Annotated in this window: 10 protein-coding genes; 7 read left to right on the top strand and 3 right to left on the bottom strand. The window is 57.6% G+C overall.

Annotated elements, in window-relative coordinates:
* The 3 genes from FHW92_RS10490 to FHW92_RS10480 form a co-directional block, all read right to left on the bottom strand.
* A complete protein-coding gene (locus FHW92_RS10490) occupies window positions 1-1,005 on the bottom strand; it encodes a glycosyltransferase family 4 protein (RefSeq protein WP_168603201.1) in 1,005 nt (334 codons plus the stop codon).
* Window positions 1,006-1,019: 14 nt separating this feature from the next.
* On the bottom strand, window positions 1,020-2,558 hold the full coding sequence (locus tag FHW92_RS10485) for a glycosyltransferase family 2 protein (RefSeq protein WP_210428445.1): 1,539 nt from the start codon (window positions 2,556-2,558) through the stop codon (window positions 1,020-1,022).
* 335 nt (window positions 2,559-2,893) lie between these two features.
* Window positions 2,894-4,132, bottom strand: coding sequence for a polysaccharide biosynthesis/export family protein (locus tag FHW92_RS10480; protein ID WP_210428444.1), 1,239 nt, complete (start codon window positions 4,130-4,132; stop codon window positions 2,894-2,896).
* A gap of 169 nt (window positions 4,133-4,301) precedes the next feature.
* On the opposite strand from FHW92_RS10480, the gene FHW92_RS10475 reads away from it, so the two are divergent.
* The 7 genes from FHW92_RS10475 (at window position 4,302) to FHW92_RS10445 (ending at window position 14,267) form a co-directional block, all read left to right on the top strand.
* Window positions 4,302-5,447: a glycosyl hydrolase family 28-related protein gene (locus FHW92_RS10475; RefSeq protein WP_168603199.1), complete on the top strand. Its 1,146-nt coding sequence runs from the start codon at window positions 4,302-4,304 to the stop codon at window positions 5,445-5,447.
* Window positions 5,448-5,658: 211 nt separating this feature from the next.
* Window positions 5,659-8,637, top strand: a complete 2,979-nt coding sequence (locus tag FHW92_RS10470; RefSeq protein WP_168603198.1) for a glycosyltransferase — start codon at window positions 5,659-5,661, stop codon at window positions 8,635-8,637.
* A complete protein-coding gene (locus FHW92_RS10465) occupies window positions 8,634-9,524 on the top strand; it encodes an SDR family oxidoreductase (RefSeq protein ID WP_168603197.1) in 891 nt (296 codons plus the stop codon). Before FHW92_RS10470 ends, FHW92_RS10465 begins: the two co-directional genes overlap by 4 nt.
* Window positions 9,525-9,715: 191 nt before the next feature.
* On the top strand, window positions 9,716-11,020 hold the full coding sequence (locus FHW92_RS10460; protein ID WP_168603196.1) for a glycosyltransferase: 1,305 nt from the start codon (window positions 9,716-9,718) through the stop codon (window positions 11,018-11,020).
* A gap of 60 nt (window positions 11,021-11,080) precedes the next feature.
* Window positions 11,081-11,917: a DUF4214 domain-containing protein gene (locus FHW92_RS10455; protein WP_168603195.1), complete on the top strand. Its 837-nt coding sequence runs from the start codon at window positions 11,081-11,083 to the stop codon at window positions 11,915-11,917.
* Window positions 11,918-11,922: 5 nt separating this feature from the next.
* Window positions 11,923-12,972 carry a glycosyltransferase family 4 protein gene (locus FHW92_RS10450; protein ID WP_168603194.1) on the top strand — a complete coding sequence of 350 codons (1,050 nt, stop codon included), beginning with the start codon at window positions 11,923-11,925 and terminating at the stop codon, window positions 12,970-12,972.
* Between the two features lie 44 nt (window positions 12,973-13,016).
* Entirely contained in the window at window positions 13,017-14,267 is a 1,251-nt protein-coding gene (locus tag FHW92_RS10445; protein ID WP_168603193.1) for a glycosyltransferase family 4 protein, read from the top strand.
* The last annotated feature ends 117 nt before the right edge of the window (window positions 14,268-14,384 follow it).

The raw sequence follows: 14,384 nt of genomic DNA, 5'->3' as shown, positions 1-14,384 counted from the left end.
TTAGCCTATGCGCGCGGCCTCCCCGGCGCGGCGACGCAGGAGTTTGCCAAATCCCGCTGAGCAATCCGATGTGGGCCAGCGGGCGCCATCGTCGATCAGCAGCGATGTCAGCCGCGCCTGATCCTCCTGCCAAAGCGCACGGCCTCTTTTCGCACGGGCCAGTGCGGCATCGGCCAGCGCGCGCAGGTTGATTGCGCCGCGCCACAGTGAAGCCAAAGGTGCCTGCGGATCATACAGCAGCCCGGACACGCCATGGGCCAGATAATCGGAGGCGGGCGCACTGTCCGGGGCGATCACCACCCGCCCCATGGCCATGGCGGCGGTCAGCACCGGCATATCGACAAGAGACGGTTCGGGTAAAATCACACAATCATGCCGCGCGAACAGGTCTGTATAATCCCCGCTGATATCGCCCACACTGATATGCAGACCCGCCCGAATGAAGGGATTGAGCCTTCCCTTGCCCGATGCTTGCCGATCTTCTTCGGCCATGGCGCAAATATGTAGATGATCGAGCCCCAGCATCAGACATTGCCGGGCCGCCTGCACCGCCGCTTCCCATGTTGCGCCACCCTGCTTCCACAAGAGGGCGTGGCGTCCGGATGGACGCGGGGCCGGGGCGGAGAGCGGTGCGACGGGCGAAAAATACTGGAAATAGGCGCTGTCCAATCCGGCTTTCAAAAGCTGCTCATGCAGCTTGCGGGAAAGCGCGATGAAGCGGTGCGTCTGAAACTGTTGCCACCAACTGTTCGGCTGATCATCCGCATATTTCGGGAAAGGAATGATGATCAATCGGCGGTCGGGCAATTCGTCGGCCAGCATCTGTCCGTCCGCCCCGGTCATGCAGGCCACGACGACATCGAAATCCTCTGTCTCACGCGATGCCATGCCTGTTTGATGCCGAACCGATTCGACCAGATGGCCGCGCTGACGCAGGCAGGCCGCAATCCAGCCGTAGGCCGCCGTCCCGATCAGGGAGGGTGAACTGCTTAGAAGTATCCGCAACACGCCCTCCCCTGTCATTCCCATTCGATCCTGCCCAGCCCCAGACCCCGCCATTGATGGCGAGAGGCGTCATGGGCCAGATGGTCAACGCAAAGGCGGATGATATTCGCCCCTTCCCGCCATAAATTGCTGACCGCGACGCGATGGCGTTGAGGGCCATGGCCCGCCTCCAGACGGGTGGATCCTGCGATGACGCCGTTGATGATGATGGACAGTTCCTGTCCTTCCCTGTTGCCGCCATGTCCTTCGACAAAAAGGGTCAGCGTTTTGATGTGGGCGGAAAGGCTGAAGGCAAGCGAAGCCTGTTCGACATTGCTCCAGATAATGGCGCGTCCATCGCCTTCATCTCCCTCATCGCACCATTCGGGCGCGTGCCATCCATCGAGGAATATGTCGGCAACCTGTTGCGGATCGGCGGAGAGAAGGTCCAGCCAGTTGCCGGTCAGGGCTGTGCAGGCAAGGAAATGCAGCGTTTCGAGTCCCCAGTCTTTTGCGCCGGACGCGCTTGCGGGCATCTGCATGTTCAGCGTGATCTCCTCACCGGCCGCGAGCGGCGCGATGAAGGCCATGCGCAAGGCAAAGCCTCCCGATACGAGTCTTTCGGCACCGAGCAATTCCTGATCATGCGCGATCACGAGGGTTTGGTCCGGGGTGGGGCTGACACCTCGGATTTCGATGCCGACCGTCTCCATGCCCCGGGGCGCCGATACGGTCGGTTCGTCGGCCCGGCGCCAGCGCTGGTCCGAGGGCTCCAGCCGTATTTCCGGCCCGGCGCCCTCCAGTATTCTGCCCGAGGCGGCGGAAAAGGTGGGGAAGGGCGATGCCAGGGGCGTTGCGAAAAAGAAACTGTCGACCGCCAGAGGACGAAGCGAATGTTTGCGATAGGCGTGGGCCCACTCGCGATGAATGCGTACGCCCTGGGCCCCTGACATGCCCCCGGCCATATAATGACAGACGATCTCGTCGATATATTGCATGCGCGCGCCGGCGGCGCGGGCGCGGAACAAAAAGTCGTGGTCGGCACAGATCGTATACCGGGTGTCATATGGCATATCCCGGAGCCATTGGGTCCGCGTGAATGTCGCCTGATGCCCGGGAATGGCGGTATGCCATTTCTGGTCGATGCGGCCTTGCTGAAGACGATGCCACAACCAGTCAAAGTCCGCCGACCGGACATAGCGTTCGACGCGCCCTTCGACATAAATGTGATCGCCATAGACGACGTCGGGCCGGTCCATCATCCGCCCGACAATCGTCTCTACGGTGTCGGCACGATAAAACCTGTCGCCTGCATTCAGAAACAGGACATACTCGCCCTCGGCGGCCTGAACTGCGGCATTCATGGCCTGATAGATGCCGCCATCCTCGATCATCATGACCCGGCCCAGCCGATCAGCATATCGTTTGAGGACAGCATGCGTATCGTCCCAGCTATAGCCGTCGACGATCAGCGTTTCCAACGATGGATAGGTCTGACCCAGAATGCTTTCCAGCGTCAACGGCAGATCCCGCCCCGCATTTAGGGTTACCGTGATGACGGTGATCCGGGGCATTATCACGATTGCCATCTTGTCGTCGCTTTCTTGCAGGGATGGCCGCCTTGCGCCAATTCATACGCCTGAGGCCCTGCAGCAGATATCAATTTCGGCACATATGGCAAATGTGGCCGCAAACCGAAGGCATCACCGCGCCTGCTCCTGACCGCCGAACCGGGTCGCCCCGGTTTCATAGCCAAAGCGCGCCGGGGCCGAAGCAAGTTGCGCAGGACAGCCAAAGGCGAACGATCTAACGGATCGACCCGCAGGCCGATGAACTGAAAGGCACGGCATTCCATCCATGGCTTTCAGACAGTTTACAAAAGCCTTGTCCACTGAAATGAGATCGGCAGCTACTTGATGTAGCTGGTTACCCCGACAATCGAGAAGGCGATCTGGGACGCCATGTTGACGAACTTTTGAATATCAACCAGCGGTGCGTTCGAAACATAGAGAATATCCTTATCCACGATAGGAAAACTCTGGGCAATGAACAGTGCCGAAGGGTTGCTCATGTCGACACGATAGATAACAGCGACACGGCCATCAGGCATCTTTTGCATGTCCTGCGCAATTTCGGCAGGTAATGTTTTGGGATCCTCAAGGCGGAAAATGAAAATACCCTTGACGTTTGAGCGGTTATCCTGAAGCCCTCCGACACGGGCCAGACCCTGAGCCAGAGTCAAGCCGGCCCCCTCAAAGTTGACATCCTCATTTTTGGCCAGCGCGCCCAATGCCTGAAAACTGTAGGGCTGATACAGGGCAGTAACCACATCATTGGCCGCCAGGCGGATATTGTCCCGGGGCTCGCGGATAACCTGACTTAAGGGTTCGCGCACCACACGATCGCCTCTGGTCACCTGAATGGCCATCTTTTCGACAGGCTGGCGCACGCCGCCCGCCGAGGCCAGCGCATCCAGCAGGCGTTCGCCCTTGGTTGTCAATGGCACCCGCCTGCTGCTCGCGACATCGCCGACGACAGTGACATTGGCGGTCTGGTTTTCTGCAATTCGGACAATCACTTGCGGGGCATGCGCCCGTTCGCGCAGCCGCGAGACGATCAGATTCGATATTTCAAGCGGGCTGAGCCCGGAAACTTTGATCGGCCCGACAAAGGGCATCACGATCAGCCCGTCGCGGTCAACCATCTGCTGCGGCAATTCCGATGCGCGGCTTGTTCCAGCGCCTGCGGCAATGCCGGTGGTGCCCAAGGTGCCGATCCCCACCGACGTTCCGAAAAGCGCGGCAGGGGGAGCTTCCCAGATCGAAATGTCCAGCACATCCCCCGGTTGCACCACCGCGCCCATGATGGGCGCATCGCCCAGCGAGGAGGCCAAGGCAGGCTGACGGCGGGTTTCAATCTGCTGGCGGGCGATGGCATCGGTGACATCGATCACCTTGATGCGGGGGTCATCGCGCGTTGCCGATCTGACGGCTTTGGTTCCAGGACCGGATGAACCGAGCGAGGTACAGGCTTCCAGCGCCAAGGGGGCATGCATGACAAGAAGCAGTCCCAACCCACGAAAAAATCGACGTTTTGACAAAATCGGTCCACTTCTAGGAAGGAAGATCTCGCATCCGCCCCGCTCCATATAAGCGATCGTCCATCAAATCCACACGCATTTTGCAAGGCGCCCATTCATCCCATATCTAGGCCCTCATGCCCATAAACCCGCAGTCCAGGTTGGCGGACGGTGGGTAAAGGGTTGCCGGGTCTTGGAAAGCCATGGGCGTTTCCTGATCACATGACTTGCTGTGGAGATGAACGTGGAGCAGCAGATTAAAATGGACCGGCGCGCTTTTGTTGCCGCTGTGGGTGCCAGCGGATTGTTTGCTCCCCGCTCCATGGCGAAACCGGCCCGGGGTGGGGCTGCGACGGCGGTTCTGAACGAAATTCAGGATGTGAGGCGCCATGGCGCTCTCGGTAACGGCACGACCCGCGACGATGCCGCCTTTCAGGCGGCGGTCGACAGTCTGCCCGAAAGTGGGGGGATGATCCATATTCCGCCCGGAACCTATCTGCGCACCGAGCCGACCAACACGCGCGGCAAGCCTATCCTCTTTGCAGGGTCGGGGCAGGGGGCGACTTTTTTGAAAGTTGGCCATCCCGACAATGATATGTTTGTCCATTCGGGGGTGGATAGCGCCCAGTTTCGAGATTTCACCCTGTTCCATTCTGTCCAGCGCACGGGCGGCGCATACATCCGCATCGATCCCGGCGCGGGAAAGATTGCCTATTCTTCCACTATCGAGCGTGTCCGTATGTACGGGCATTATGTCGGCATCGATCTGGTGCGTTGTTCCGATACGCGTATTCGCGATTGTCCGATGATAGGGAACGCCCGGTCTTATGCCTGTGTGCTGCTGCGTAATTTGACGAATGCTGACAGTGGGGACAACAGTATAAGCGGATGCTTCTTCAGCGGTGTGGGCGGCGCGGGTATCAGGCAGGAATCGTCCGGCGGCCTGCGGTTGCTGGATAACAAGTTCAATGGATTGGTCGACAGTTTCGTCTTATGCCCTCAATATAAAGGGCATACTACGAGCATTCTGATCATTCAGGGTAACAGCTTTGAGAACGCTTCCCGATATAATATATTATTGCAAAAAGGTGCGGATGATTCCATTTTTACATATGGAAGCATCATTGGCAATGAATTTGGGTACACGCCCATTGCGATATGTGTTTCATCCGACGGAAATATTTTTCAGGACTTTATCATAAGCAGCAATATTTTTGCCATTCCTGAAAACGGTACGGCTATCGTATTGGATGGGGGAAATACCTTCTCCGTGAAAAATAATCTGTTCAGGGGTATTTCGAACTCTGGGGATTCAATAAAGCGAACAAAAAATGAATTGAATCCGCAGATAGAGGGTAACATAATTAAAAATCTGAATTCGTGAATTGGAAATTGCATTTAATTCTAAAATAAACTGTTATTTTATCCCAATGGTATGAAATTTTTATGTCAAATTTGAAATGGGCGTTGGATTTCACGATTCTGCTTGTGGACGGCCCTCTGTGCGAAATCCATAAGTAGGATTGATGGGGGCAATGGGTTGCATTTGTTGACAAATGGCTGGGCCTCGGCCAATCAGGTTATGGCTTTACATCATGCTGGCGACTGTCGTGAAAAAACCATTGTTCTCTATAATAACGTCAACATTTAATGCCGGTGAGGCAGTAAATGTTGCTATTTCTTCGGTTCGCGATCAATATCGTGATGATGTAGAATATATTATCATTGATGGCGCCTCGACGGACGACACGCTGGCGCAAGTCGAGAAAAATCGCGATGTCGTAACGCATGTGGTGTCTGAGCCCGATACTGGGATCTATGATGCTCTCAACAAGGGGATTCGCCTTGCGCGCGGGGCGTTGATCGGCATCATCGGCAGCGACGACAGTCTGCTCCCAGGTTCGCTTTCCGCCGTCGCCCAGCGCTTTGCGATGAGTAAGGCCGATATCTATGCGGGCGAGACGCTCCTGAGCAATCCGAATGGTCGCGGTACCCTGCGCGAGGATGAGGAGTACGGGATCGGCGCGTTGGTTAGCGGCATTCCCTTTGGCCACAATGCCATGTTCGCCACCAAGGAAGCCTATAACAGGATCGGCCTCTACGATACCAGCTATCGCATTACCGCTGACGCCAACTGGGTGCATCGCGCCATCCGGGCGGGTCTGACCTGCTCAAGGCTTGATCGTGTGCTGGTGCAGTTCGCGCCTACCGGTGTTTCGTCGAATGACGGGGAGCGGGTGCTAGCCGAAACCGGTCGGACCATTCGTGAGAATTTCCCCTTCCTTTCCCAACAGGAAGCCCTTGACCTGCTGTATGGGGTAAGGGGCTGGGCCGGACCGCATGCGATGGCCGATATCTTGTCGCGCCACGCGGACCGCGATCTCCATGCCAGCGTGCGCGAGGCTCTTAAGCCCAAGCCCGCTGCGATTGCCTATATTGACAATTTCCTGGGCGATCGCGCCAAAGCCGAGGCAGCGCCGATGCGCGTCCCCGTACAGGTTGCATCCGTCCCGCTCATTTCCTTCATTATTCCGGCCTATAACGTGGCCGGCTACATCGGGCGATGTCTTGAGAGCCTGACGGAGCAGCAGAGCGTCGATCAGATCGAAATCATCGTCGTGGATGATGGTTCGCAGGACGAAACCGCATCGGTCGTGCGTTCCTATATGGCGCATGATGGCCGTATCAAGCTGATCCAGCAGCCCAATCGAGGGCAGGGAACTGCCCGGGCGGTGGCACTTGCTCATGCCGCCGGCAAGTATGTCTGGTGCATCGATTCCGATGATCGCATCCAGCCCGGCGTGCTGGATCGGTTGGTGAATGTTTTCGACAGGCATGACGATGTCGATGCCGTTGTCCTGAATTTTGCCTATGAGGAAGAGGATGGGCATCTGGAGTATTCTCCGCTTGTGCCCTCGTGGCTGGGCGGAAAAATCGTCTCTCCTCTGGAAAATGAACAGACGTTCGCTGCGATTTCCTCGTGGAATTGTCCGCCGTGGCGATATCTTATCCGGCGCAGTTTCCTCGAGAAAAACGAAATCTCGTTCCACGCTGGCTTCTTTTATGAAGACCATCCCTTCGCCCTTGATGTCGTGTCGCAGGCCGAGAAGGTCTATGTCGATACGCCGATAAGCTACTACTATCTGCGCCGTGCCGGTTCTACGGTGCGTACGCTCGACAGGCGCTGCTTTGACTTTATCGCGATCCGGCGTTTCGCTCTTGACCGACTTGCAAAGACCGGCCTGCTCAAGCGCTTTCCGGCAATCACCTGCTCCTATGCGATGCCGATTGATTTCGCGCGGGCTCTGGTGCCGGCATCCTTGCTACCCGAATTCATGGTGGCCGTTTGGGAGGATATCACGCCGGAAGAGGTCGATGTTGTTCGCCTTCATGGCACCCGGGACGAGATCGCGTTGATCGAGGCGGGGATGAAGGGGGGAATCGGCAAGGTCGATGTGGCCTCGATGGTCAGCTCCTATTCCTTCGTGGGCAAGCATCTTGAGATATCGCGCACGCTCAAGCAATCCAATATCAAAGGCTTGGGGCACGTCGAGGGACCTTACCCCGACCAAGGTCTCCCTGAGCGCTTCCATTGGGTTTATGGCCGTAAGTTGCAGGTCAGTGTTCAGCCGGGCAAGATTGCCAGCGCGCATCTCGCGCTGCGGCTGCGCAATTACTTTCCCGATCAGGTGCTGATGGTGGAGCAGAACGGGAAGACCATTGAGGTATTTCCCTGCCGCTCGATGAGCATCGAGAGTCATCAGGATTTGATCATCAAGCTGATCGACGAACCCGAGGTGGCCGTCCACATCGAACTGGCGCAGGGCGACGGCAGCGCCAGAGATCTGAGCGTGATCCTTGAGCGGATCGAGATCGTCGGCGCGCAGGATCTGGAAGACCCCGAATTCGATCTGATGGCCTGGGCAAAGCCGGAACCCATCGTCAAAGGGTTGCGGACCCGCCTCGAGGGCGTTCATGTCGATGTGCGCGTCGATCCGCAACCGCGCCCCTACCTGAAGATCGGTTCGGAGAGCCAGATCAGCGGCACTTTTGTGTTTGAGCGCGGCCTTGGCGAAATCACGGTCGGGGACCGTTGCTCGATCGGTGGCGGATCGCTCTTGATCTGTACGCAAGAGGCAGGCATCCATATTGGCAATCACGTCATGCTGTCATGGAATGTGACCGTGATTGACAGCAACTCGCATTCGGTTGATCCCAATGTCCGCATGAATGATGCGTTTGACTGGCTGGCGGGGGTCGAGACCAACCGCATGGGGCATTACAAGGACTGGTCATGTGTCCAGTCTGCGCCGATTTACATTCATGACGGCGTCTGGGTAGGATTTGGCAGCACTATCATGAAAGGGGTGACGATCGGCAAGGGCGCCGTCGTGGCCAGCAATTCGGTGGTGACCAAGGATGTGCCTGCTGGCGCCATCGTTGCGGGCAATCCTGCAAGGGTCGTTGGCCAAACGGATGGGTCGACTTCGCGTTCGACGCCACCGGTTCCCGCTGCCGAGCCTGCCGTGGCTCCGGTATCGGAACGACCCAAGAACGGCCTGGGGTTGCAATGAGAGTTCTTATCGTCGGTTCCGGCGGCTTCATCGGCGGCCATCTGGCTTCCTATCTGGCTGATCGGGTCGAGCTTTTTACGGCAGATATCGTGGGCGAACCGAGCAAACGGCACAGGCTGTTGCCGTCGGTCGCTGCCGACATGGGCAGCCTGATCGGCGAACTCTTGCCGGACGTTTGCGTCAATTGCTCGGGAGCGGCCAACGTGGGGCTTTCGTTCCGCGATCCGCATCTCGATTTCCAATTGAATACGGGCCTTGTTCACGACCTGCTGGAGGCCATCCGGACCCGCTCTCCTGCGACCCGACTGCTCAATCTGTCGAGCGCGGCGGTTTACGGCAATCCACAGGGGATCCCGATCGATGAGGAGGCTGTGCCCAAGCCCATCTCTCCCTATGGATGGCACAAGCTCATGGCCGAGAACCTGTGCAGGGAATATTCCCGATGCTTCGATGTCCAGACGATATCGCTGCGGCCATTTTCGGTTTTTGGCCCCGGACTGCGCAAGCAGTTGTTTTGGGATATTTTCCAAAAGTCGAGAAGCTCAGATACCATCGTCTGTCCGGGCACGGGCGATGAAACGCGCGACTTCATCAGCGTGCTCGATACGGTGCAGGCCATCTCGCTGTGCATCGAGAAGGCGCGCTTCGATGGCCAGGTCGTCAATGTTGCCAACGGTCAGGGAATTACCATCCGCCATGCGATCGAGACCCTGCTTTCGGCGCTGGAATGGTCGGGCGACCTTGCTTTCAGCGGCGTGGTGCGCGAAGGCGATCCACTTTATTGGACGGCTGATATTTCCTGCCTGAACGCGCTTGGTTATTCCCCGGCCGTCCCGTTTGAAACCGGAATCAGTGAGCTTGCTAAATGGCTAGTGAATTTACCTTAGGCATCCAGTTCAACCTTGATTCGGGTTGGATGGGCGGCGCCTATTATCTGCAAAACCTGCTGGCGGCTCTGGGCACTCTTGAGCGCGCGCGGCAGCCTGATGTCGTGGTGATCACGCACAGCAAGCCGTCCTATGATTTTCTGGCGGAATCGGGATACCGCAAGCTGTCATACTGTTCGCGCGAACAGGTGGTGGCCGATCCGCATCATCGTGACATCGACCTGCTGTTTCCTTTCCCAATCGAGGAAACCTCGCTGCCGACGCTGACATGGATCCCGGACTTTCAGGAAAAGCATATGCCTTACCTGTTCACGCCGGGGGAAATCGAGGGGCGACGGCGCGAGCATGAAACCTATTTCTCGCGCGAAGGGCTGTTGCTGAGCAGCGAAGACGCACTGGCCGATTACCGGCAGTTTTATAGCGGCTATCGCATTCCCACTTTCGTCGTTCCCTTTGCCTCCTTCCTGCCCGCCCAATTGCCGGACATGGACGCTGTGCGCGCCAGACATGGGCTGCCCGAGCGGTATTTTTTCGCGCCGAACCAATTTTGGATACACAAGAATCACATCGTGATCCTTGCCGCGCTCAAGGAACTCAAAGAGCGCGGGATCGAGCCGATCGTGTGCTTTTCCGGCAAGGAATTCGATCCCCGCGCGCAAGGCTACGCTCCGTTTCTGCGCAAGAAAGTGGCGGAATGGGGCTTGACCGATCAGGTCCGCTTTTTGGGTTTTATGCCCCGCGAAGATCAGGTCGCGGCGATGCGCGGGGCGCAGGCGATCATCCAGCCTTCCCGTTTCGAGGGATGGTCGACGGTGATCGAGGACGCCAAGGCCCTCAATCAATATATCATTGCCTCAAGGCTTGATGTTCACAAAGAACAACTGACCAAAAACGCCGACTTCTTTGATCCTTCGGATTTCAAGTCTCTGGCAGACCTGCTTGAACGGCACTGGCAGGAACGTCCGACCGTCGAATTGTCGGATTATCGGCGCAACCAACGTGAATATGGCGCGCGGTTGCTCGGCACATTCCGCGCCTTGGTGATGGCCAATCAGGCCGCCAGGGAGGATATGGCGCGCGAAATCGTGTCTGACATATCCCATTCGATTGATGATTCCGATATCCTCGGCCTCAGCCCCGTGGTGGATTTGCGGGACGAAGGCCTGGACACGGAAGGGTGGTCGCGTTGGATGGAGAGCACGCAATTGCTGGTAAGCCGTGAAACGCTCACCGCCAAGGCGCCCGTTCTGCATCTGGTGTTCCGCAATCAGGTTCCGGGCCAGAAGCTGACGATCCGGGCGGGGGAAACCATTTTGCAAAAAGGGTTTACGATTCCGCAGGATGAACTTTCCGTTCCTTTGGAATTGTACGTCAATCTTGAAAAGCACGTGGGCGCCGGCGACATCCGCCTCGAGATTTCCGAACTGACAAAACAAGGGTATCGGCAATTGGGGCTGTTGATTGAGAAGATCGACTTTGTGGCGATGGCCAACTAGTTTGCATCGCTGTTTTTCCTCGGCACTGAGCTTTTCCTCGCAAGAATATGGACCGCCGCAATGACTGTCAGACAACCCCAGCTTAGCAGCGATGGACTGGACATCGATCTCTGGCCGCTGGCTGGGCCCCTTGTTCTCCGGCTGCTCGATGCGGTAAGCATCGAATGCTTCCTGAGCTACATATACAGGGTGCTGTTAGGCCGGGACTCGGATCCGATCGGGGGGGCGCATTATCGGCGCCTCATTCTGGCGGGATTGCCCCGTCAGTCTGTGGTCAAAAATCTTCTGAAATCGCGTGAATTTGTCGAAAACCACGGTTCCAAGCAGCGTTCCGCCTTGCCGATCGAAGAGTTCGTCAATCAGACATACCTCGATATCCTGGGCCGCTGGCCGGACGAGGATGGTCGTCAGACCTATATCCGCATCGGCTCGCGCAGGGGCGGTCGCGCGAGGGTTGAGCGCAATATCCTGCGTTCGGCCGAAGGGCTGGAGACTGGTGGCGGCAGGATCGGGCGTATTCGCCTGCTTGAAACCTATGCCCGTCAGGCGCGGGTTCTTGCGTTGCCTCTGGTGGGGCAATGGCTGCGCCGTAACAATGAGTTGCTGGCGCGCTTTGCCAAGCTGGAAGTGATGCTTGCCATCCGCCCGGTCGCGGGCGGAATGCCAATTGTAACGCCTCGTCCGGTTGCTGCCGCGATCCCGGAGGCTCCGCCTATGCCGCAGAGCATAATGCAGGCCATCACGAACGGCTCCAAGGAGGACACGACCGTTCGCAAGGGGCGCACCATGCGCGTAGAAACCGTCGACCCGGCAACGGCCAAGACCCTTGAAAAGGACGGCTGGGTGTTCCGTGTTGCCGTACGCGACGCGCGCCGACGGGAAATGACGGGGAACTGAAGCCAATGCGGGTTGGCATAGCGACGGTGCAGGTTCCTTTCGTGGAGGGGGGAGCCGAAACCCACGCGCGCAATCTGCTGCGTGAATTGCGCGCGCGCGGGGTGGAGGCCGATCTCATCACCATTCCGTTCAAATGGTATCCACCTCAATTGATCATCGACAGCATCGCCATGTCTCGGCTCATTGACCTGACCGAAGCCAATGGCGTGGCAATTGACCGGATCATCGGGTTGAAATTTCCTGCCTATCTTATTCCCCATCCCAACAAGGTCCTGTGGATCCTTCACCAATATCGCTCTGCCTATGAGCTTTGGGATCATCCCAAATTCGGGGATCTTATCAACCTGCCCGGCGGGCGCGCCGTGCGCGATGCGATCCATCATGCGGACAAGCGCTTTATCACCGAGGCGCGCGCCATTTATGCGAACTCGCGCACTGTTGCCCAACGCCTCAAGCGCTATAATGGCATTGAGGCTGCCCCGCTCTATCATCCCCCCGGCGATGCCGAGCGTTTTCATACGGCCGATGCGGAAGATTATTTCTTCTTTCCTAGCAGGATAACGCCTCTCAAGCGGCAAAGTCTGGTCATTGAGGCATTGGCGCTGTGCCGCCACCCTGTGCGGGTGGTCTTTGCTGGCGCTCCCGAAGCACAGCCCTATCTGGAAAGCATGCAGTCGCTTGCGCGCAAACTGGGACTGGGCGAAAGGGTGGTTTGGAAAGGGTTTACCACCGAGGAGGAAAAGATCGCGCTTTATGCCCGATGCCTTGGGGTCATTTATCCTCCGGTCGATGAGGATTACGGCTATATCACGCTTGAGGCGATGCTGTCCCACAAGCCGGTGATTACCGCCAAGGATTCGGGCGGGCCACTGGAATTTGTGGAACATGGGCAGACCGGGCTTGTTGTTCCGGCCGGTGCTGGCGAACTTGCCCACGCGATGGATCTGCTATGGGGTGATCGGGCAAAAGCCTTGCGCATGGGCAAGGCCGGGGGCGAGAACTATCACGCCAAGAATATCTCCTGGGACAATGTTATCGATACGTTGATGGCGTGATGCAGCTATTGTGGTTTTCTCCTCTTCCGCCCGCTAAAACCGATGTGGCCAATTTCACGCACCGGCTTGCGCCCCATTTGCACAGCATGGCCGATGTGACATTTGTGCATCCGGGAAAGTCCGCGAAAGACATCAGTGATTTTGGGGCTGATTTTGCAACCTGCACGATTTCCTCCCTATCGACGCAGATGATGAATCAGGCGGACCTCTGCATATATCAAATCGGGAATAACGCCGCTTTTCACAGCGAAATCTTTGCATTGGCCCAGCGCCATCCGGGTCTGGTCGTCCTGCATGATCGGGCGATGCAGGATTTTGTCTTCAATCATCAGCCATCGGGACTGATGGGCGGCGGGTTTGCTGCCGATACCTACCGTCAGGCGATGGGGCAGTGGTATGGCCAATCCGGGCTGGACGCAGCCGATATGGTTATGAGGCGCAAGATTTTTCCGGCCGACATTGCCTCGCTCTTTCCGCTTTTCGAGGCCGTTCTGGACAAGGCATTGGGCGTGATCTGCCATAACCGGGAGGTCACCGAAGAAATTTATCGGCGTTTCCCCAAATTGCTGGCCCTGACGCTGCCTTTGCCTTTCGCGGCGCCGGCGGAGCGGCCCGCACGCCCTCCCATCACGGATGATACGCCGATCAGGATCGTCATGTTTGGCTTTATGGGAGGCAATCGGCGCGCCACGGAATTTCTCGATGCCTGGGCGCTTTCCGAATATCGTGACCGCTTTCATCTACATTTGTCCGGCCAAATGTCGGATCGCGCGCGCTTTGATGCGCGTGCGGCCGAACTCCATCTGTCCGGGCAGATAACATATCACGGCTTCCTTTCCGAGGCGGCGCTGAACGAGTTGATCCGCAGCGCTCACATGGCGCTCAACCTGCGCTATCCGACAATGGGCGAGGCTTCGGGAAGCCAACTCCGCATCTGGGCCAATGGTTGCCCCAGTGCGGTCAGCGCAAGTGGATGGTATGCCGGGTTGCCCGATCGCTGTTTGCGCAAGATCCACATCCAAACTGAGCACGATGATTTGCTGCTGCTGCTCCGGGATTTGGCCACACATCGGATCAATGGCGATGAGATGGCGCGGTATGGCTTCGCGCAAATGTCCGAGCACGATCCTTTGCGTTATACGCGCAACCTGTTGGCCTGGATCGCGCGGAAAGGGTCTGAGATGACGGCGCAATGGACGGATTGCGCTTTGATGGAGTCTGTGGCGCGATCCTATGCCGGAGCGCTTCCCATTGACTTTGACGTTGCAATTCCGCCTCATTTGTTGCGCTCTTAGGGCTCGGTGCGATGCCTTGTTTCCCAGCAGCGAGAGGATCACGGGCGTTGATGGTATTCCTTTGGGATGCATTCGGCGCGCTGCGGATGCAGCGCTCCAAGTCCTGAGTTGCGGATC

Origin of the sequence: Novosphingobium sp. SG707 (assembly GCF_012275515.1) — a bacterium.
Taxonomy (GTDB): Bacteria; Pseudomonadota; Alphaproteobacteria; order Sphingomonadales; family Sphingomonadaceae; genus Novosphingobium.
This window is presented reverse-complemented; position numbering and strand designations above follow the sequence as displayed.